The sequence below is a fragment of the Sorangium sp. So ce448 genome, from assembly GCF_051520915.1.
Lineage (GTDB): Bacteria > Myxococcota_A > Polyangia > Polyangiales > Polyangiaceae > Sorangium > Sorangium cellulosum_B.
In genome coordinates this window covers 6480083-6500477 of the sequence record NZ_CP150343.1, presented here as the reverse complement: position 1 = coordinate 6500477, position 20395 = coordinate 6480083, and the positions used below count along the sequence as shown (strand labels likewise).

At 71.8% G+C, this 20395-nt stretch carries 12 protein-coding genes; 3 read left to right on the top strand and 9 right to left on the bottom strand.

Annotated features, from left to right (window positions below; translation table 11 throughout):
- Window positions 1–106 precede the first annotated feature (106 nt).
- Window positions 107–2686, bottom strand: a complete 2580-nt coding sequence (locus WMF45_RS24430) for a helicase HerA-like domain-containing protein (protein WP_437719241.1) — start codon at window positions 2684–2686, stop codon at window positions 107–109.
- Between the two features lie 370 nt (window positions 2687–3056).
- On the opposite strand from WMF45_RS24430, the gene WMF45_RS24425 reads away from it, so the two are divergent.
- Together WMF45_RS24425 and WMF45_RS24420 are read left to right on the top strand one after the other, a co-directional pair.
- Window positions 3057–5471, top strand: coding sequence for a protein kinase domain-containing protein (locus tag WMF45_RS24425; RefSeq protein WP_437719240.1), 2415 nt, complete (start codon window positions 3057–3059; stop codon window positions 5469–5471).
- Between the two features lie 64 nt (window positions 5472–5535).
- Window positions 5536–5859, top strand: a complete 324-nt coding sequence (locus WMF45_RS24420) for a hypothetical protein (protein ID WP_437719239.1) — start codon at window positions 5536–5538, stop codon at window positions 5857–5859.
- Between the two features lie 16 nt (window positions 5860–5875).
- Here WMF45_RS24420 and WMF45_RS24415 read toward each other — a convergent pair whose 3' ends face one another.
- Together WMF45_RS24415 and WMF45_RS24410 are read right to left on the bottom strand one after the other, a co-directional pair.
- Window positions 5876–6202, bottom strand: a complete 327-nt coding sequence (locus WMF45_RS24415) for a rhodanese-like domain-containing protein (RefSeq protein ID WP_437719238.1) — start codon at window positions 6200–6202, stop codon at window positions 5876–5878.
- Between the two features lie 81 nt (window positions 6203–6283).
- A complete protein-coding gene (locus tag WMF45_RS24410) occupies window positions 6284–9145 on the bottom strand; it encodes a PAS domain S-box protein (RefSeq protein WP_437719237.1) in 2862 nt (953 codons plus the stop codon).
- Between the two features lie 419 nt (window positions 9146–9564).
- Here WMF45_RS24410 and WMF45_RS24405 point away from each other — a divergent pair, with 419 nt between their 5' ends.
- Window positions 9565–12144 carry a DEAD/DEAH box helicase gene (locus tag WMF45_RS24405; RefSeq protein WP_437719236.1) on the top strand — a complete coding sequence of 860 codons (2580 nt, stop codon included), beginning with the start codon at window positions 9565–9567 and terminating at the stop codon, window positions 12142–12144.
- A gap of 17 nt (window positions 12145–12161) precedes the next feature.
- On the opposite strand, the gene WMF45_RS24400 is transcribed toward WMF45_RS24405, so the two are convergent.
- From WMF45_RS24400 to kdpF, 6 genes are read right to left on the bottom strand one after another with little or no spacing between them, the layout of a single operon-like run.
- A complete protein-coding gene (locus tag WMF45_RS24400) occupies window positions 12162–12878 on the bottom strand; it encodes a response regulator (RefSeq protein ID WP_437719235.1) in 717 nt (238 codons plus the stop codon).
- Between the two features lie 15 nt (window positions 12879–12893).
- On the bottom strand, window positions 12894–15617 hold the full coding sequence (locus tag WMF45_RS24395) for a DUF4118 domain-containing protein (protein WP_437719234.1): 2724 nt from the start codon (window positions 15615–15617) through the stop codon (window positions 12894–12896).
- Window positions 15618–15631: 14 nt separating this feature from the next.
- Window positions 15632–16216, bottom strand: a complete 585-nt coding sequence (kdpC, locus tag WMF45_RS24390; protein ID WP_437719233.1) for a potassium-transporting ATPase subunit KdpC — start codon at window positions 16214–16216, stop codon at window positions 15632–15634.
- Window positions 16217–16236: 20 nt separating this feature from the next.
- Window positions 16237–18432: a potassium-transporting ATPase subunit KdpB gene (kdpB, locus tag WMF45_RS24385; RefSeq protein ID WP_437719232.1), complete on the bottom strand. Its 2196-nt coding sequence runs from the start codon at window positions 18430–18432 to the stop codon at window positions 16237–16239.
- Window positions 18429–20171 (bottom strand): potassium-transporting ATPase subunit KdpA, encoded by a 1743-nt coding sequence (kdpA, locus tag WMF45_RS24380; protein WP_437719231.1) that lies wholly within the window; start codon window positions 20169–20171, stop codon window positions 18429–18431. Before kdpA ends, kdpB begins: the two co-directional genes overlap by 4 nt.
- Window positions 20168–20260 (bottom strand): K(+)-transporting ATPase subunit F, encoded by a 93-nt coding sequence (gene kdpF, locus WMF45_RS24375; RefSeq protein WP_437719230.1) that lies wholly within the window; start codon window positions 20258–20260, stop codon window positions 20168–20170. Before kdpF ends, kdpA begins: the two co-directional genes overlap by 4 nt.
- Window positions 20261–20395 lie beyond the last annotated feature (135 nt).

Genomic DNA, 20395 nt, shown 5'->3' with positions numbered 1-20395 from the left:
TCGGCTGCATGCGGGGGAGCCTAGCGCCTCGATGGAGGCAGCGATACCGCGACGTCGAGAGAGGGAGGAGGTATGGGCGTCGCGTCGCGGCTCAAGCGCCGCGGGCTCACGCGGGGCCGGCGAGCGTCGCGGCCCAGGCGAGCGCCACGAACGCGACCTCGACGTCGTTCTTCTTGGGGACGAGGCGCTTCGTCTCGATGCCCTCGCCGGCCCGGAGGGGGAGCTGCTCCAGCGCCGCGAGCTCGGCGGCCTGCGCGGCGTGGAGGTCGCGGAGCGCGGCGTCCGCCTCGGTCCACTCCTGCCGCGCGCGCTCGAGCTTCGCGGCGGCCTTGTCGCGCTGGGTCCCGGCGCGCCGGGCGGTGTCCCGGCCGGCGACGAGCCCGAGGAGCGCGGCGCCCACCGCGCCGGGGAGCGCGGCCACCTCGGCCTCGGCCTGGCCGTACCGCGCCTTCGCGGCGGCGATGCGCTCGCCGAGGCGCGCGATCCTGGGCGCGAACCGGCCGACGACCTGCTGCTGCTCGGCGGCGGCGAGCCGGGCCGCGGCGGCGCGGCAGCGGGCGGCGAACGCCTCGAGGGGCTCGCCGTCGTCCTGCGCGAGCCCGAGCTCCTTGTGGACGGCCACGGCGGCCTCGGTCGTGCGGTAGGCGTGCTCCCGGAGCGCGCGCGCCGCGGCCTGCGCGGTGGCGCGCTTCGCGAGCGGGGCGGGCAGCTCGGCGAAGCGGGCGCCCGCGGCGGGCGATGTGGCGAGCAGCGAGGCGTCGAGCCGGGAGACGCGCGAGAGATCCGGCTTGCCGTCGGGCAGGAGCGGGGCGGCGAGGAGCTGGCTCCGGTTGAGGGCGACGCCGAGCTTCGTGTCGCGCAGGTGGGCGATCACGGAGACAGCAACCCAGGGGATGTAACGGAAACCTTCCGGCGCGGCGGCGGGGGTGTGCGCGTAGAGGCTCCGCCACCCATCGGGCGCTGGCGGGGGCGTCGTCGCTGCCGGGGGCGGCGGTGCCGGCGCGCGGGCGCCGGCGTCCGCACGAGCAGCCGCGCTGCGCCGCGCGGGCTGCGGGGCGGCGGGCGTGTGGCGCGGGTCGAGGACGACCGTCCCGCCCGGGCCCACGGGCGCGCGCGGGGCGGGGCTCGACGGAGCGGGCGAAGCGCGCCTCGGATCGGGAGATGCAGGCCTGGGATCGAGAGAGTCGGCTCCGGGATCTGGATGTGCAGACCTGGAATCGAGAGAAGCGCGCGTCGGATCGGGCGCGGGCGGGGGAGGGGAGATGCTCCGGACGAGGCGGCCGATCTCGCGCCGGGTGACCGGGCCACGCAGCCACGACAGGCTGAAGCGCGTCTCGGCGAGGAACGACGGCGGCTGCATGTGGACGTCGCGCACGAAGAACGTGCGCGGGGGGAGCGCCTTCAGCGTGGCCGAGAGGGCCGCGGCCCCGACGCCGCCGGCGCCGCCGTCCGCGCCCGAGAGCCCCTCGACGACGCGCTCGCGGTCGGCGTCGGTCTGGAGCCGGCCCACGAACCACGCGCCGGCGTTCGAGAGCGCCTTGTAGTCGAGGTCCATCGGGTTCTGCGTGGCGAGGACGACGCCTACCCCGAAGGCGCGCGCCTGCTTCAGGAGCGCGAGCAGCGGCCGCTTCGTGGGCGGGTTCGCCGGGTGCGGGGGCAAGAAGCCGAAGACCTCGTCGAAGACCACGAGGGCGCGCAGGTCGCTCGTGCCCGAGAGGCCTCGCACCCACGAGAGCAGCTGATCGAACAGCAGCCCGAGCACGAGGAGCCGCTCGTCGTCGTCGAGGTGCGCGACGCTGACGATCACCGCCGGGGTCTTGCCGCCGCCGGTGCCGCCGCCGGCCTGCGGCGCGAGCCACGCCGCGACGTCGAGCGGCGCGCCCTTGCGCCAGGTGGCGAACGTGGGCGAGGCGAGCAGGGTGTTGAGCTCGCGGGCGAGCGCCTGGCGCTCCTTGGGGGCGAAGAACTCGTCGACGCCGAGGGCGCCCACGGCGGCGATCGGCGGATCGGCCAGGTCCGCGAGCAGCTCCTCGAGCCCCGCGGCCCGCCGCGCGCGCAGCCGCCGCTCGGCGAGGTGCGCGAGCAGCACGTGCTCGCGGCTCCGGGCCGGATCCGGGTCGCGGCCGACGAGCCGGAGCAGGAGCGACAGCGAGGCCGAGAGCGCCTCGCGGGCGGCCTCCTCGTCCTCGTCCCAGAGCGGGGAGGGGGTCTCGAGCGCCGACAGCACGTGGACCGGCTCGCCCGCCGTGGTGCCCGGCGTCAGCAGGCGCGGGGCCATGCGGGCGCGGAGCGCGGCGACGTCGGCCGGCCCGAGCCCCGACGAGGCGAGGCCGTCGCGCCAGCGCGCCGCGAGCCCCTCGGCGACGTCGGCCGTCGAGCGGCCGTCGCGCGCGGCGGCGGAGGGGTCGATCCACGGCTCGAACTCGGCCGCGGAGAGCTCCGGGAACGTGAAGAGCAGGTTGGGCAGGTCGCCCTTCACGTCGACCATGAGCACCGGGACGCCCGAGCGCAGCGCCTCCTCGACGAGGACCATGACGAGCCCGGTCTTGCCGCTGCCGGTCATGCCGACGACCACGCCGTGGGTCACGAGGTGGTGCGCTGGGAGCTCGAACGGGCGCGCGCCCGCGGCGCCGGGATCGCCCGAGAGCGGGCGGGAGCGGCCCAGGGTGAAGGGGCGGGTCGGCATGAGGGCGGGCTCGTGCCATGGCGAGAGCGCTGTCGCAATGCTGGAGGGGGCGGGGAAAAGGCGTCGCAGACGAGGGGGCGCGGGCAAGCCCGGCGTCGTCGCGTCGCGTGTTCTCGCGACGCGTGGCGAACCGTAGCGCGCGACGGGACCCCTTCGAGCAGGGCGCCTCGCGCGGGGGGCGCGTGAGGACGTCTGGGCCTCGCGAGCCGCGCGTTGCCGACGGCTCCCACCATGGGAGTGATGGAAGGTGCGCGGCCCGCCTACGCGACTCTCGCGACCGCGTTCCGCTGCCCCCGCATCCGGCCGCCCCCACCCCCGACGCCCCGCATCTTCGCGTCAAAAAAAGCGGGAGCGCGGCTATAGTGTGCCCATGGAGGTCGGGCCATCGGAACCGGATGCCCCCGCGTCAACGGCGGGCATCCCAGCGATAGGCGAGGTCTTCGCGCAGAAATACCGCCTCGAGCGCAGCCTCGGCCAGGGCGCCATGGGCGTCATCTTCGCCGCCGAGCATGTCTCCCTGCGCCAGCGCGTGGCCGTAAAATTCCTCCTCCCCCGCGCGATGACGCTGCCCGGCGCGAGCGCCCGCTTCCTGCGCGAGGCGCGCGCCGCGGCGGCGATCCGCAGCGAGCACGTCGCCCGCGTCATCGACGTCGGCACGGCCGATCTCGGCGTCCCTTACCTCGTCATGGAGTACCTGCGCGGCCGCGATCTCCAGCGGGAGATCGAGGCGCGCGGCCCCTTGCCCGTGTCCGAGGCGGTCGATTACGTGATCCAGGGCTGCGAGGCCATCGCGGAGGCGCACGCGCGCGGCATCGTCCACCGGGACCTCAAGCCGGGGAACCTCTTCCTCACGACCGGCGCGACCGGCGCGCCCATCATCAAGGTGCTCGATTTCGGCCTCTCCAAGTCGGCCGCCGCCGAGGACGACGGCAAGCTCACGGCGTCGGAGATGATGCTCGGCTCCCCCTGCTACATGTCGCCCGAGCAGGTGCGGTGCTCGAAAGACGTCGACGCGCGCACCGATATCTGGTCGCTCGGCGTCATCCTCTACCAGCTCCTGACGGCGCGGTTTCCGTTCGAGGTGTCCAGGATCTCGGCGCTCTTCGTCGCCATCGCCATGCAGGCGCCCACGCCGCCGCGGGTGCACCGGATGGAGCTGCCGGCCCGCCTCGAGGACATCATCCTGCGCTGCCTCGAGAAAGAGCCGGAGGTGCGCGTCCAGACCGTGGCGGATCTGGCGCGAGAGCTCGCGCCGTTCGGCTCGGAGCACTCCGCCCGCGCCCTGGCGCAGATCGCGGCGATCGCCCGGGGCAAGGCCTTTCCGTCGTCCCGGCCCGTCGGGCCCTCGGGCGACGGCGTCCCGAGCACGCTCCCCGCCGCGGCCAACGACGGCCCGGGTGCGTCGTCGACCCTGCCGGACGCCGACAAGGGGGCGGGAGCCGAGGCAGGTCCCTGCTCGACGGCGCTCTCGCCCGCCGGCGATCACGTGACCACCCTGCCCAGCCAGGGCGCCTCGGCGGGGACCTCGTCCAGCGCCGACGCGCCGTCCAGCGAGCGTCGCACGCTCCCCCTCGTGGCCGTCGCGGAGCGGCCCTCGCTGGCGCTGGCGCGGAGCAGCGGCCCCACGACCCCGGTGCAGGACAGCAGGCCCACGCTGAAGATGGTGCGGAACGACCGGTCCTCGCCCGGGGGGAGCTCCGAGGACGGCCCCACGCTGACGATGTCCCGGAGCGACGGCCTCGCGCTGAAGATGGCGCAAGGCAGCGGTTCCGTGCTGGCGACAGCGCAGGGCGGCGGTGCCGCGCTGAAGATGGCGCAGGACAGCGGCATCGCGCCAGCGACAGCGCAGGACAGCGGCATCGCGCCAGCGACAGCGCAGGACAGCGGTGCCGCGCTGAATACGGCGCAGGACAGCGGCATCGCGCTGAAGATGGCTCCCGAAGACGGCCCCACGCTGATGATGGCGCGCGAGGAAGGTTCCACGCCAACGCCGACGATGGCGCGCGAGGAAGGTCCCACGCTGACGATGGCGCGTGAGGACGGCCCCACGCTGATGATGGCGCGCGAGGAAGGTCCCACGCTGACGTTGGTGCGTGAGGAAGGTCCCACGCTGACGATGGCGCGCGAGGAAGGTCCCACGCTGACGATGGCGCGTGAGGACGTCCCCACGCTGACGATGGCGCGCAAGCGGAGGGCGCTGCCGCGGCAGCTCGATGCGGGCATGCGGGCGGTGCCTCTGACCGAGCCCGACGGGAAGGAGAGCGCCGGGAGCCCGCACGACGTGACCGAACGCCGCCGCGATCGGTCGCGCACCCGCGCGTTCCGCTGGCGCCGCAGCGCGGGCGCGTGGATCGCGGCCGCCGCTGTTCTTCTCGCCGCGGTAGCGCTCGGCGCGGCGCGCTGGACAGGGAGCTCGGACGTGCCGGTGGCCGCGAGCTCGCCGTCGGGCCAGGACGCGCCGATGACCCTCGCGAGCACGACCGGCCCCGCTCCGTTCAGCACGCCCGTGCCAGCGCCCTCCGACGTCGCGCGTGCACCGGCCGCGCTCCCGCATCCGGCCGTGGCCGAGACGCCCTCCACGTGGGCCGGCGACACCGCCGCCACGACGCCCGACGCCGGAGCGGTCCCCGAACGCCGCCCACAGGTGGTCCGGCCTCCCAAGGTGCGGCGGCCCGGCACCCTCGCGCCCTCGCACTCGGGCATCGTCTCGCCACAGGGCGACGTGTACGGCGGAGGGGCCGAGGGCGTGTCCGAGGGCCTGGAGCCGATCCGCGACACGCGGTAGACCCGGCCTCGCGCTCCCCGCGCGGGCGGCGTCTCCGCATCGGCGGGCCGCACGGACAGGCATCATGGCGAAGAAGAAGCTCTCGGCCCGCGCCGCCCGGCGCGAAAGCGATCGTACGTCGGCGAAGCTCACCCGCGATATCGAGCGGCTCGCGCAGCTCGAGCCGGGCCACACCCCCGGGCGCGCCATCCCCCTCGACGCGGCCTCGCAGGTCGAGGTGGCCGCCCGGTCGATCCCGTGCCCGCGCTGCCGCGGCGCCTTCCGCGTGGAAGACCACACGGCCGAGACGCTCGACGGCGTCCGCCTCCGCGTCGCGAAGGTCACCTGCAGCGCGTGCGGCGCAGGCCGATCGCTCTACTTCCGGCTCGGCGCCGCCTCGCTCAACTGAGCTCGTCGACGGGGGATCAGTACCGCGGGACGCTCTCGTCGATGTGGATCGACCACGCGTCGATGCCGCCCTGGAGCGAGGCGACGCGCTCGTGGCCGAGCTTCTCGAGGAGGGCGGCGGCCGAGAGGCTCCGGACGCCATGGTGGCAGTAGGCGACGACCAGCGCGCCCTCGCCGGGCGTGACCTCGTCGACCCGCTCGACGAGCTCGTTCAGCGGGATCAGCGTGCTGCCCGGCAGCGCGGCGATCTCGTGCTCGCCGGGCGTGCGCACGTCGAGGAGGTACACGGGCTCGCCCGCCTTCAGCTTCAGAAAGAGCTCTTTCACGGAAATCTGTTGGACCATGACCGTGCTCGCCATCCCGCCGCGGACGGCGCCGTAAAGGCTTCTACCTAATCCAAGGAGCTCCCCCGGAGCAACCGCCGCTCATCGGCTCGTCCGATCCGTCGGAGCCGTCTGGTTCGTCTGGTTCGTCTGGTCCGTCATATCCGTCAGATTCGTCTGGTTCGCCCGATCCTTGGCGAGCGCCGCGATCACCCCGACGAGCTCCGCCGGATCCAGGGGCTTGGCGACATGCGCCTGGTACCCGGCGCCGAGCGCCCGCGCCTTGTCCTCGGCCCGCGCCAGCGCGCTGAGCGCGATGGCCGGCGTCGCCCCGCCGCGCGCCTCGCCGAGGCCCCGCACCCTGCGGATGAGCTGGAAGCCGTCCTCGCCCGGCATCCCGAGGTCGCTGACGAGGACGTCCGGCCGATCCTGCGAAAGGATGGCCAGCGCCTCGGCGGCGGATCCCGCGGTCGTGACCGTCGCCTCGCACTCCTCCAGCACGCGCTGGGCGACCTCGCGCGCGTCGGGCTGGTCGTCGACCACCAGCACCCGCAGGCCGGCGAGCGACGCGCCCGGGTAGTCGGCCAGCGCCTCGACACACGCCTCGCTGGGGCGCTGCGCCGCGTTGGGCGCCTCCTGCGAGACGCCGGCGAGCGGCAGCGTCACGGTGAAGGTCGCGCCCAGATGCTCGCCCTGGCTCGCGACCTCCACGGTGCCGCCGTGCAGCTCGATCAGGTGCTTGACGATCGACAGCCCGATGCCGAGCCCGCCGTGCTTCCTCGTCGAGGACGCGTCCGCCTGCCGGAAGCGCTCGAACAGGTGGGGGAGGAACTGCGGGGCGATGCCCATCCCGGTGTCGGTCACCGACAGCGCGGCGTGCGCGCCCACGCGCCGCAGCGCGACGTCGATCCGCCCGCCCGGGGGCGTGAACTTCACGGCGTTCGACAGGAGGTTCCAGACGACCTGGTGGATCCGCGCGGGATCCCCCCTCAGGGAGCTCGCCGCGGGGTCGATGCTCGAGGCGACCGCGATCCCCTTCGTCTCGGCCGCGAGCTGGATCGCCTCGAGCGCGCTCTGGATGACCGTGGGCAGGTCGACCGGCTGCACGTCGAGCCGCAGCTTCCCCGAGACGATCCGGCTCATGTCGAGCAGCTCGGACACCATGTCGGCCTGGAGCCGCGCGTTGCGCTCGATCACCTCGAGCCCCCGCGCGAGCGTCGGCGGCTCGGGCACCCGGCCCCGCAGGATGCGCGCCCAGCCCAGGATGGCGTTGATGGGCGAGCGCAGCTCGTGCGAGAGCGTCGCGACGAAGTCGTCCTTGACCCGGCTGACGCGCTCCGCCTCGTCGCGCGCGGCGCGCTCGCTGTCGAGGAGCTTCTGGCGCTCTTCCTCGGCCAGCCGCTCCGCGGTGACGTCCTCGGTGATCCCCATGAACGAGTCCACGGTGCCGCTCGGCCCGAGCTCGGGGATGACCCGGGCGCGGAATTTCCGCTCGCCGATGCTGAACTCCATCCGATGCGGCCTGATCGTCGCGAGCACCTCGCGGCACGCGGCCTCGCTCATCTCGACAACGTCGGGCGGGAGCCCGTTCTCGCGGGGCGTCTTGCCGAGGTAGTGCTCCGGCGGGAACCCCATCACCGTCGCCGAGGTGGGCGACATGAAGGTGCAGCGCAGGTCGCGATCCAGGCGGTAGATCACGTCGGGCGAGTTCGCCATCAGCGACGCGAGCTCCCGCTCGCGAGCGCGGAGCTCGTCCTCCAGGCGCTCGCGCTCGGCGAGGACCCGCTGCGCCTCGTCGAGCGCCGCGAGGAGGCGGCCCTCGCTCTGGCGCAGCGCCTCCTCCGTGCGCTTGAGCCGGCTGACGTCCAGACAGATGCCGACCCAGGCGGTGATCTTGCCTTGCTCGTCGCGGACCGGGACGCCCCGGTTGAGGACGGGATGGACGATGCCGTCAGGGCCGAGGTACCGGAGCTCCTCCTCGAACGACTCACCCGTCTGCACGCACCGTTCGAAGATCGCGACCTTGCGCCGATCCTGGGGGTGGAGCGCCTCGATCCACCCGTGCTTCGAGCACTGCTCTTGCATCATCCCGGCCATCCTGAGGAACGCGTTGCTCGCATAGACGTTCCGCCCGTCGGCGTCGCTGACCCAGACGCCATAATCGATGGATTCCCCGATGGCGCGGAAGATCTGTTCGCACCTCCGGACCGCCGCCTCCGATTGCCGGAGCCCCGTGACGTCGAGCACGATCGCGAAGCCGGCCTCCTCGTACCGCTCCCCGGGCAGCAGACAGCCGCTCACCAGTATCTTGAGGCGCGTGCCGTCGCGAAGCACATAGGTCCTCTCGAAGGGCGTGAACGCCCACCGGCTCGACCGCAGCTCCGCCAGGGCGCGGTCGCCGGCGGCGCGATCCTCCGGCAACATGTCGGCATCCCAGCGGACCAGGCCGGCCGTGACCTCTTCCCGCGTGTGGCCCACGAGCTTCAGATAGGCGTCGTTCGCCTCGATGATGCGTCCGTCATGCGTCCAGAAGGCCATCGGGGCCATGTCGCTGTGGAAGATGTTCCGCAGCCTGGCCTCGCTCTCCGCCAGCGCCTGCTCCGCGGCGAGCGCGCGCTCCTCCGCGTTCCTTGGCTCGGTGATGTCCTCGACGAACACCACCGCGCGATACCGCCTCTGCCGCACGTCACGGACGAAGACGCCGGTCACGTGGAGCCAGCGGACACCGCCGCCCTTGGAGCGGCAGCGCATCTCGAACGTCAGCTCTTCCTCGTCCGCTTCGAGGAGCGAGCGCCACGCAGCGAGCGAGCCCGCGCGGTCTTCCGGCAGGGCGAGATCCGACAGCTTCTTCTGGATCAGCTCGTCCTCCGAGTAGCCCAGCAGCAGGCAAAACGAGCTGCTGACGTGCAGGATGCGCCCGCTCGACGCGTCGATCTGCGCGGTCCCCCTGCTGGGCGATCGCATCGCCCATACTGGCTGTCCGGCCGTCTCCCCCATCCGCCGCCCGCCCCGATCCGCCATGCACCCGCCCGATCGGCCGTGTGCATGGCGTTCCCTCCCGCTGTTTCGTCCGGCCACGCTATCACGATCGCGTGACGCTGCGGGCGGCATGGCGACCCGATCGCCTCCGTCCTCTGCTCGTCCGGATTGCCGGGCGAAGCCTGCTGCGCGTGCTCCGTCTCTTCCATCTGCTTTCTCTTCCGTCTGCTTTGTCTGTCGCACCAGCGCGTCAGCGGTGTCGGCTCTGCCCGCTGCGCCGCTCCCGCTCCGATGGCGCGTCGCAGGCGATCCGACCTGGACATGGAGGAGTTTGCTTGCATTCTCGCTGAAACCAGGCTTCTGCATGGTGGGACGCGCCCATGGGCGCGCGCCCGACAGCCGCCATGGATCAAGCCGCCGCTCCGCTCCTCGCTCGCCTCCCGCCGTCGTCTCACGACTTCACGGCCGACGACCTCCTCAACGGCTTCCTCGACTACGTCGCCGAGCGGGGGCTCGAGCTCTACCCGGCGCAGGAAGAGGCCATCCTCGAGATCTTCGGCGGCAAGAACGTGATCCTCAACACGCCGACCGGCTCGGGCAAGTCGCTCGTCGCGGCCGCCATGCACTTCAAGGCGCTCGCCGAGGGGATGAAGTCCTACTACACGTGCCCGATCAAGGCGCTCGTCAGCGAGAAGTTCTTCTCGCTCTGCAACGACTTCGGCCCCGAGAACGTGGGCATGTTGACGGGCGACGCGGCCGTGAACCGCGACGCGCCGATCATCTGCTGCACCGCGGAGATCCTCGCGAACATCGCGCTCCGCGAGGGCGATAAGGCGCTTTGCGACTACGTGATCATGGACGAGTTCCACTACTACTCGGATCGCGATCGCGGCGCGGCCTGGCAGATCCCGCTGCTCACGCTGCCGCAGGCGAGGTTCTTGCTCATGAGCGCCACGCTCGGAGGCACCGAGTTCTTCCAGGAGGAGCTCACGCGCCTGACGGGCGAGCAGACCGCCGTGATCAAGTCGACCGTGCGCCCGGTGCCGCTCGACTTCGAGTACCGCGAGACGCCGCTCCACGAGACCGTCGCGACGCTCGTGAAGGGCGGCAAGGCGCCGATCTACATCGTGAGCTTCACGCAGCGGGGCTGCGCCGAGGAGGCGCAGAACCTGATGAGCCAGGACTACTGCACCAAGGAGGAGAAGCGGGCGATCACCGCCGCCCTCGCGGGCGCGGGGCCGGGGTCCGCGTTCGGGGGCCCCTTCAAGTTCTCGAGCCCCTACGGCCGCGAGGTGCAGCGCTTCGTCAGGCACGGGATCGGGCTCCACCACGCGGGGCTCCTGCCGAAATACAGGCTGCTCGTCGAGAAGCTGGCCCAGCAGGGGCACCTCAAGATCATCTGCGGCACGGACACGCTCGGCGTCGGTGTCAACATCCCGATCCGCACGGTGCTGTTCACGAAGCTCTGCAAGTTCGACGGCGAGAAGACGGCCATCCTGAGCGTGCGTGATTTCCAGCAGATCAGCGGCCGGGCCGGCCGGAAGGGGTTCGACAACCAGGGGAGCGTCGTCGCCCAGGCGCCGGAGCACGTCATCGAGAACATGAGGCTCGATGCGAAGGCGGGGAACGACCCGGCCAAGCGGCGGAAGATCGTCAGGAAGAAGCCCCCCGAGAAGGGCTATGTGCACTGGGACCGGCAGACGTTCGAGAAGCTGATCCAGTCGCCGCCCGAGCCGCTCGTGTCCCGGTTCCAGGTGACGCACGGCATGCTCGTCAACGTGCTCGGGCGCGAGGAGGGCGGCTGTCTGGCGCTGAAGCGGCTCATCCGCGGCACCCACGATCGGCCGGCGGTCCGGCGCCAGCACGGCAGGACGGCGATGCTCCTCTTCCGCTCGCTCGTGGAGGCGCGCATCATCGAGTTCGTCCCCAGGGAAGACGGGCCGGGCAAGCGCATCCGCATCAACGCGGATCTCCAGGAAGACTTCTCGCTGAACCACGCCCTCTCGCTCTACGTGCTCGAGACGGTGGGCAAGCTGGATCCCGACAGCGGCACGTATCCGCTCGATCTCCTGACGCTCGTCGAGTCGATCCTCGAGAACCCCGACCTCATCCTGCAAAAGCAGCTCGATCGGCTGAAGACCGAGAAGCTCGCGGAGCTGAAGGCGGCGGGCGTGGAGTACGAGCAGCGGATGGAGGAGCTCGAGAAGCTCGATTATCCGAGGCCGAACCGCGAGTTCATCTACGGGACCTTCAACGACTTCGCGCGGCGGCACCCCTGGGTGGGGCAGGAGAACATCCGCCCGAAGGGCGTGGCGCGCGAGATGTACGAGCAATACCTGTCGTTCAGCGAGTACATCCGGGAGTACAACCTGGAGCGGGCGGAGGGGCTGCTCCTCAGGTACGTCTCCGAGGTGTACAAGGCGCTCGTCCAGACGGTGCCCGAGTACGCGAAGGACAGCGACACCGGCGAGATGATCGCCTATTTCCGTGCGCTCATCCGCGGCGTGGACTCGAGCCTGCTCGACGAGTGGGAGCGGCTGCGCGACCCGTCGTTCCAGCCGCGCGCGGCGGCCCCGGGCGGCGCCGTGGAGCAGGCCGCGTTCGACGTCACGCGGAACGTCAAGGAGTTCACGGTGCTCGTGAGGAACGAGCTCTTCTTCTTCCTGCGCGCGCTGGCCCGCCGCGACTACGAGGTCGCCGCCGAGATGGTGGAGGGGGAGGAGGCGCCCTGGACGGCGGACCGGCTGGACGAGGCGCTCCGAGGCTATTACGCGGAGCACGCAGCGATTCGCACCGATCCGGCGGCCCGGAGCCCGAGCAACACCATCATCCACCCCGCCGAGGACGGCGGCTCCTGGGTTGTCCAGCAGATCATCGCCGATCCGGAGGACCACAACGACTGGATGCTCGACTGCAAGGTGGATATCGATCGCTCGCGCGACGCGGGGCGGCCGGTCATCGTGCTCCGGCGCATCGCGAGCTGAGGGCGCGCTCGCGTTGGCTACGGCTCGATCCGAGTCCCCTTGAGCCGGTAGCCCACGCCGGGCTCGGTGATCAGGATCTGCGGCCGCGCCGGGTCGCGCTCCAGCTTGTGCCGGAGCTGCGCCATGTAGACGCGCAGATAGTGTGTCTGCCCCGCGTAGGCAGGGCCCCACACCTCGCCGAGGAGCTGGCGGTGCGTCAGCACCTTCCCCGCGTGTCGGATCAGCGTCGTGAGCAGCTTGTACTCGATCGGTGTCAGGTGGATCTCCTCGCCCGCCCGCAGCACGACCCGGCGCGCGAGGTCGACCTCTATGTCCTGCACCTTGAAGCTCGAGTTCTCCGCCTTCGCCCCGTGCGCCGCGTGAGCGGCATGGCGCAGCGCCACGCGCAGCCGCGCCAGGAGCTCGCCCGCGCTGAACGGCTTGGTCAGGTAGTCGTCGGCCCCGCCGTCCAGCGCGTCGATCTTGTCCTGCTCCTGGCCTCGCGCCGACAGCACGATGATGGGGACCGCGCTCCACTCCCGGAGCCGCCGGGTCACCTCCAGGCCATCCATGTCAGGGAGCCCGAGATCGAGGAGCACGAGATCCGGATTGCGCGTCGTGGCCTGGGCGATCCCCTCGGCGCCCGTCTCCGTCTCCACGAGCCGGTAGCCGCGGGCCGCCAGCATCGCGCGCAAGAACCGGCGCATCTGCGGCTCGTCCTCGATCAGCAGCACGAGAGGAGACGCTTCCGCCATCGCGCACCCACGATATCAAGCGCCCGCGGCCGCCGGCAGCTCCGGGGCGGCGAGGTTCGGCGGGCGGCCCTCGATGGGCAATGTCACGCGGAAGACCGCGCCCCCATGAGGCCGATTCTCGGCCGTGATCCGCCCGCCGTGCGCGGCCACGAGGCCGCGGCAGATGGTGAGGCCTAGGCCGAGGCCGCGCTGCGTCTGGCCTCGGCCTCGGTGGAATTTCTCGAAGATGGTCTCCTCCTCACCGGGCGGCAGGCCTGGACCGCGATCCGTGATCTCGAGCATCGCCATGCTCTGCTCGGTGAACCCACGGATCCCGATCGGGCTGCCGGCAGGCGAGTACTTGAGCGCGTTCTCGAGCAGGTTGATGAGCACCTGTTCCATCAGCACGCCATCCATCGGGACGAGCCCCGTCGCCCTGTCGAGCTCGATCGAGACCTCCCGGCCTTCCAGGTGCTCCTCGACCCGGTTCAGCGCCGCGCCCACGATCTCCTCGAGCGGCAGCCACTCCTTCTTCACCGCGAGCGCCCCGGACTCCAGGCGCGTCATGTCGAGCAGGTTGCGCACGAGGCGCTCGAGCCGCTGCGCCTCCTCCAGCACGGTCTGCGTCAGGTCGCGCCGGGCCGCCGGGTCGAGCGCGGCCCCCTCGTCGAGCAGCGCGCCCGCGACGCCGGTGATCGTGGCGAGCGGCGTGCGCAGATCGTGCGAGACCGAGCTCAGGAGGGCGTTGCGGAGCTCCTCCGCCTGGGCGTGGAGCTGCGCGCGCTGGGCCTGCCTCGCGAGCAGGGCGCGCTCCAGCGCGAGCGACGTCTGCGTGGCAAAGGCGCCGAGCAGCTCGCGCCGGCTCAGGTCGAGGGACTGCCACGACCCGCGCGGCCGGACGCTGAGGACGCCGATCGGCCCGGAGGACCCCTGGAGCGGCAGGTGCATCGCGCCCGCGCTCGGGAGCGTGTCGGTCCCGGCTCCCGCGACCTTGCCGCGCGCATACGCCCACTCCGCGACCGCCCGCTCCTGCTCGCCGGCGACCAGATCCTCCGCTGTCCCGGCGCAGACGGCGAGGCGGCCGTCCGGGCCGGGCAGGAGGACGACCGCATCCGCCTCGAAGACGTCGCGCACATGGCGAGCCGCCGCGAGGCTGAGCTTGTCCGTCTCGCGCAGGGCGGTCAGCTCCCTGCTCATCGCGTAGAGCGCCGCGGTGCGCTGCTCGCGCTGGCCGGCGCTCTCGGCGTCGAGGCGGATGCGCACGGTGAGGCCGGCGATCATCAGCGCGACGAGCAGCATGATCGCGAACGTCAGGAGGTACTGGAGATCGCTGACCACGAAGGTCAGGTACGGCTTGACGAAGAAGAAATCGAAGGCCGCGACGCCGAGCACCGACGCGAGCACCGAGGGGCCTCGCCCGAAGCGGCTCGCCACGATGACGACCCCGAGCAGGTACACCATGATGAGGTTCGCCAGGTCGGAGAACGGGTGCATGACCCACGAGACCAGCGTGCAGAGCGCGACCACGCACACGCTGAGCGCGTACGCCAGCGGCGCGACGCGGCGCCGCTCCGGCGACCCGACCTCGGACCGCTGCGCCTCCGCCGTCCCCTGGATGACGTAGACGTCGATGTCGGCGCTCTGGCGCACGAGATCGTCGAGCAGCGAGCCGTAGACGAAGTCCTTCCAGCGAGGGTGGGTCGGCTTGCCGACGACGATCTTGCTGACGTTGTGCTGCCTGGCGTACCGCAGGACCTCCGCGGCGACCTCCGCGCCGTGGAGCTGGACCGTCGTGGCGCCGAGGCGCTCCGCGAGCGCGAGGTTCCTGTCGACCCGCGCGCGATCGGCCGCGGTCAGCCGCGCCTGGGCCGGCGTCCGCACGTACACCGCGTGCCACTCCGCCTTCAGGCTGCCGGCCATCCGCCGCGTCGCCCGGATGAGCCGCGCCGACATGGGGCTCGGCCCCACGCAGACGACGATCCGCTCGGCGACGGCCCACGTCTCCTGGATCCCGTGGGCGCGCATGTAGCCGCGCATCTGATCGTCGACGCGCTCGGCGGTGCGCCGCAGGGCGAGCTCGCGCAGGGCGATCAGGTTGCCCTTGCGGAAGAAGTTGCTCGCCGCGCGCTCGATCTGCTCCGAGAGGTAGACCTTGCCCTCGCGCAGCCGCTCGAGGAGGTCGTCCGGCGGGAGGTCGATCAGCTCGATCTCGTCGGCGCGCCCGATCATCGAGTCGGGCACCGTCTCCCGGACCACGACGCCGGTCACCTGGGCCACGACGTCGTTCAGGCTCTCGATGTGCTGGACGTTGAGGGTGGTGTAGACGTCGATCCCCGCGTCGAGGAGATCCATGACGTCCTGCCAGCGCTTCGGGTGCCGGAGCCCCGGCGCGTTCGTGTGCGCGAGCTCGTCGACGAGGAGGAGCTTCGGACGGCGCTTCAGCGCGGCCTCGAGGTCGAGGTCACGCAGCGTCCTGCCGCGGTGCTCGACCTCGATCGCCGGCAGGCGCGGCAGCGGCGGAGGCCCGTCGAGGAGCGCCTCCGTCTCGGCGCGCCCGTGCGTCTCGACCCACCCGACGACGACGTCGACCTCCTCCTCGTGGAGCGACCGCGCCGCCTGCAGCATCGCGTACGTCTTGCCGACGCCGGGCGCGGCGCCGAAGAAGAGCTTGAGCTTGCCCTTCCCCTCGCGCTCCTCCTCCTCGCGGGCGGCGGCGAGCAGCGCCTCGGGATCCGGCCGGTCGTCGCGTGCGTCCGCCACCGCTCGCGCTCTCCTCAGCGGGCGCCGTCGAGGGCGAGGTTCAGGAGGAGCACGTTGACGTGGGGCTCGCCGAGGAGGCCGAGAAAGCGCCCCTCGGTGTGCCGCGCGACGAGCCGGCGAACCTCGTCCTCTCCCAGGTTCCGCGCGCGCGCCACGCGCCTTACCTGGTACTCCGCCGCCGCGGGGCTGATGTGCGGATCGAGGCCGCTGCCGGAGGCGGTCACCAGGTCGACCGGCACCGGCGCGGCGGCCTCCGGATCCGCGGCGCGGAGCGCCTCGATCCTGGCCTTGACCGCCTCGGCCAGGGCAGGGTTCGTGGGCCCGAGGTTGCTCCCGGAAGAGGCCTGCCCCGCGTAGGGGACAGGGCTCGTCGCCGAGGGGCGGCCCCAGAAGTAGCGCGGGTCGTGCGAGGCGTTGAACGCCTGGCCGAGCAGGCTCGATCCGACCACGCGGCCGCCGTCGATCACCACGAGGCTGCCGTTCGCCTGATGGGGGAACGCGGCCTGCGCGACGGCGGTCGAGAGCAGCGGGTAGGCGAACCCCGTGAGGCCGGTGAGGACGAGGAGGAGGACGAGGGCGGGTCGCAGGTGCGCGAGCATGGTGTTCTTTCCTTGGGACCTCACGCGAGGCCGAGGGAGGAGAGGAGCAGATCGATCCCTTTGATCCCCACGAACGGCGCGATGAGCCCGCCGAGGCCGTAGACGAGCAGGTTCCTGCGGAGCATCCGCTCCGCGCCGACGGACCGGTAGCGGATGCCCCGGAGCGCGAGCGGGATGAGCGCGACGATGACGAGCGCGTTGAAGATCACCGCGGAGAGCACGGCGCTCCGCGGCGTGGCGAGCCCCATCACGTCGAGCCGCCCGAGCGCAGGATACGTCGAGACGAAGGCCGCCGGGATGATGGCGAAGTACTTCGCGACGTCGTTCGCCAGGCTGAAGGTCGTGAGCGCGCCCCGCGTCATCAGGAGCTGCTTTCCGATCTCGACGATCTCGATGAGCTTTGTCGGGTTCGAGTCGAGGTCGACCATGTTCCCGGCCTCCTTCGCGGCCTGGGTGCCCGTGTTCATGGCGACCGCGACGTCCGCCTGCGCCAGCGCGGGGGCGTCGTTCGTCCCGTCGCCGGTCATCGCGACGAGCCGTCCGCCCGCCTGGTATTCGCGGATCAGCGAGAGCTTGGCCTCGGGCGTGGCCTGCGCCAGGAAGTCGTCGACGCCGGCCTCGGCCGCGATGGCCGCGGCGGTGAGCGGGTTGTCGCCCGTGATCATCACCGTCTTGATGCCCATGCGCCGGAGGTCGCCGAAGCGCTCCTTGATGCCGCCCTTCACGATGTCCTTGAGGTGGATGACGCCGAGCACCGCGCTGCCCTCGGCGACAACGAGCGGCGTGCCGCCCTTCCGGGCGATGGCCTCCGTCGCCGCCCGCACCGCGGGCGGGACCGCGCCGCCCTTCTCCTTCACGTAGGCCTCGATCGCGTCGACGGCGCCCTTCCGGATCTCGCGCGCGCCGCTGTCGACGCCGCTCATCCGGGTCTGCGCGGTGAAGGGGACGAAGCGGGCGCCGAGGGTCGAGAGATCGCGCTCGCGCAGGCCGTACTTCTCCTTGGCGAGCACGACGACGCTGCGCCCCTCGGGGGTCTCGTCGGCGAGCGACGCGAGCTGCGCGGCGTCGGCGAGCGCCTGCGCCCCGATCCCGTCGGCCGGGATGAGCTCCGTCGCCTGCCGGTTGCCGAGCGTGATCGTGCCGGTCTTGTCGAGCAGCAGCACGTCCACGTCCCCCGCGGCCTCGACCGCGCGGCCCGACATGGCGATGACGTTCGCCTGGATCATCCGGTCCATCCCGGCGATGCCGATGGCCGAGAGCAGCCCGCCGATGGTGGTGGGGATCAGGCAGACGAGCAGCGCCACGAGCACGGTGATGCTGACCGGGGTCCCCTGCGCCGCCGCCCGGACGCTGAAGATCGAGTACGGCAGCAGCGTCACGGTCGCGAGGAGGAAGACGATGGTGAGCGCGGCGAGCAGGATGTCGAGCGCGATCTCGTTCGGCGTCTTCTTGCGCTTCGCGCCCTCCACCATCGAGATCATGCGATCGAGGAACGCCTCGCCGGGGTTCCTGGAGATGCGGACGATGAGCCAGTCGGACAGGACGCGCGTCCCGCCGGTGACCGCGCTCCTGTCGCCGCCGCTCTCCCGCACCACAGGGGCGCTCTCGCCCGTGACGGCGCTCTCGTCGACGGACGCGACGCCGACGAGGATGTCGCCGTCGCCGGGGAGGATCGCGCCCGCCTCCACGAGCACGAGGTCTCCTCGCCGGAGGCTCGACGCCCGCACGGTGGTCCGCGCCGCGTCGCGCTCCGGGGCGGAGAGCTTCACGGCCTCGACGTCGCGCCGCGCCTTGCGGAGCGTGTCCGCCTGCGCCTTTCCGCGCCCCTCGGCCACGGCCTCCGCGAAGTTCGCGAAGAGCACGGTGAACCAGAGCCACACGGAGATGGCGAGGGTGAACCCGGCCGGCGCATCGCCCTCGCGCCCGTGGTGAAAGAGCGCGTGGACGAACAGGGCCGTGGTGAGCGCGCTCCCGGCCAGGACCACGAACATCACCGGGTTCTTGACCTGGTGGCGGGGGTCGAGCTTGCGGAACGCGGCGACGATCGCCGGCTTGAGGATCGCGGGGTCGAGGAGCGGCCTCGCCGCGGTCTTCTTCCCCTCCACGTCGCGGGACGGGTGGCGCGACCTCGGCGGCGGCGCCAGCTCGGGGAGCAGGGGAGCTGGCGCGCCGCGCCGGGTGCTCGCCGCGCCGGTGCGATGAAGGTCCATGGTCATCGGGTCATCTCCAGGTGCTCGACGATCGGCCCGAGCGCGAGCGCGGGGACGTACGTGAGCGCTCCGACGAGCACGACGGTGCCTGTCAGGAGCGCGACGAACAGCGGTGTGTGCGTGGGCAGCGTGCCCGGGCCGGCCGGGACGAGCTTCTTCCGCGCGAGCGCGCCCGCGAGCGCGAGCACGGGGACGATCAGCGCATAGCGACCGATGAGCATCGCGACGCCGATGGCGGTGTTGTAGAATGGGCTGTTCGCGCCGAGGCCGCCGAAGGCGCTGCCGTTGTTGTTCGCGCCGGACGAGAACGCATAGAGCACCTCGCTGAACCCGTGCGGCCCGGGGTTGAAGACGCCCTTCTGTCCTCCCTCGGTCATCACCGCGATGGCGGTGCCGAGGAGCACCGTGATCGCGGGGAAGAGCACGACGAGGGACGCCATCTTCATCTCGAACGCCTCGATCTTCTTGCCGAGGTATTCCGGCGTGCGGCCGACCATCAGGCCGGCCACGAAGACGGCGATGACGACGAACATCAGCATGCCGTAGAGGCCCGAGCCGACCCCGCCGAAGACCACCTCGCCGAGCTGCATGAGCCAGAGGGGCACGAGCCCGCCGAGGGGCGTGAAGGAGTCGTGCATCGCGTTGACCGAGCCGTTCGAGGCCGCCGTGGTGGCGGTCGCCCAGAGGGCGGAGCTCGTGATGCCGAAGCGCGCCTCCTTCCCCTCCATGTTGCCGCCGGCCTGGAGCGCGCTCGCCGCCTGATCGACGCCCAGGCCGGAGAGGGCGGGGTTGCCCGCCTGCTCCGAGGCGATGCAGGCGACGAGGAGGACAACGAAGAGGACCGTCATCGCGGCGAGCACCGTCCAGCCCTGGCGCCTGTCGCCCACCATCCGGCCGAACGTGTGGCAGAGCGCGGCGGGGATGAGGAGCAGCGCGAGCATCTCGAGGAAGTTCGAGAGGGCCGTGGGGTTCTCGAGCGGGTGCGCCGAGTTCACGTTGAAGAAGCCGCCGCCGTTCGTCCCGAGCTGCTTGATCGCGATCTGCGACGCCGCGGGCCCCATCGGGATCACCTGATGAACGACCGCGCTGCCGCTCTGGTCCTTGACGGCCTGGAGCAGCGACGCGCTCTGGTAGCTCCCGAAGCCCTGCACGACCCCCTCGGACACGAGCAAGACCGTGAGCAGGAGCGAGAGCGGCAGGAGGATGTAAAGGGTGCTCCGGACGAGATCGACCCAGAAGCTGCCGACGGTGTCCGCTGTCTTCCGTGTGATCCCGCGGATCAGCGCGATGAGCACGGCCATCCCGGTCGCGGCGGAGACGAAGTTCTGCACGCCGAGCCCGGCCATCTGCGTCAGGTAGCTGAGCGTCGACTCGCCGCCGTATGCTTGCCAGTTCGTGTTGGAGGCGAAGCTCGAGGCAGTGTTGAACGCGAGATCGGGCGGGACGGCGCCCATCCCCTCCGGGTTCAGGGGCAGGACGCCCTGGAGCCGCTGAAGGGCATAGACGGCGACGAGCCCGGCCAGGTTGAACGCGAGCACGGCAAAGGCGTAGTCCTGCCAGCGCATCTCCTGATCCGCGCGCACGCCCGCAGCGCGGTAGATGAGCCGTTCGACCGGCCCGAGCACGCGGACCATGAGGCCGCGCTTCCCCTGGTAGACCCGCGCCATGTAGGCGCCGAGCGGGACGGAGAGGGCAATGAGGACGGCCAGGTAGAGCGCTGCCTGAAGCGCGCCGATGGCGGTCATGACAGGCTCTCCGGCTTGAGGAGCACGAAGAACAGGTAAAGCAGCAAACCCAGGGCGAGGATGCCCGCGATCCAGGTGAACGCGATCATGGCGCTCAAACCCTCTCACAGAGCTTGATGAGCCCTGCGAACAGCGAAAACAGGAGGAGCGTCAGCCCCATGTAAACCATATCCATGGCGACCTCATCGGCCGCATCGGGCGTGCTTTCGTCCGTGCCGGCCGAG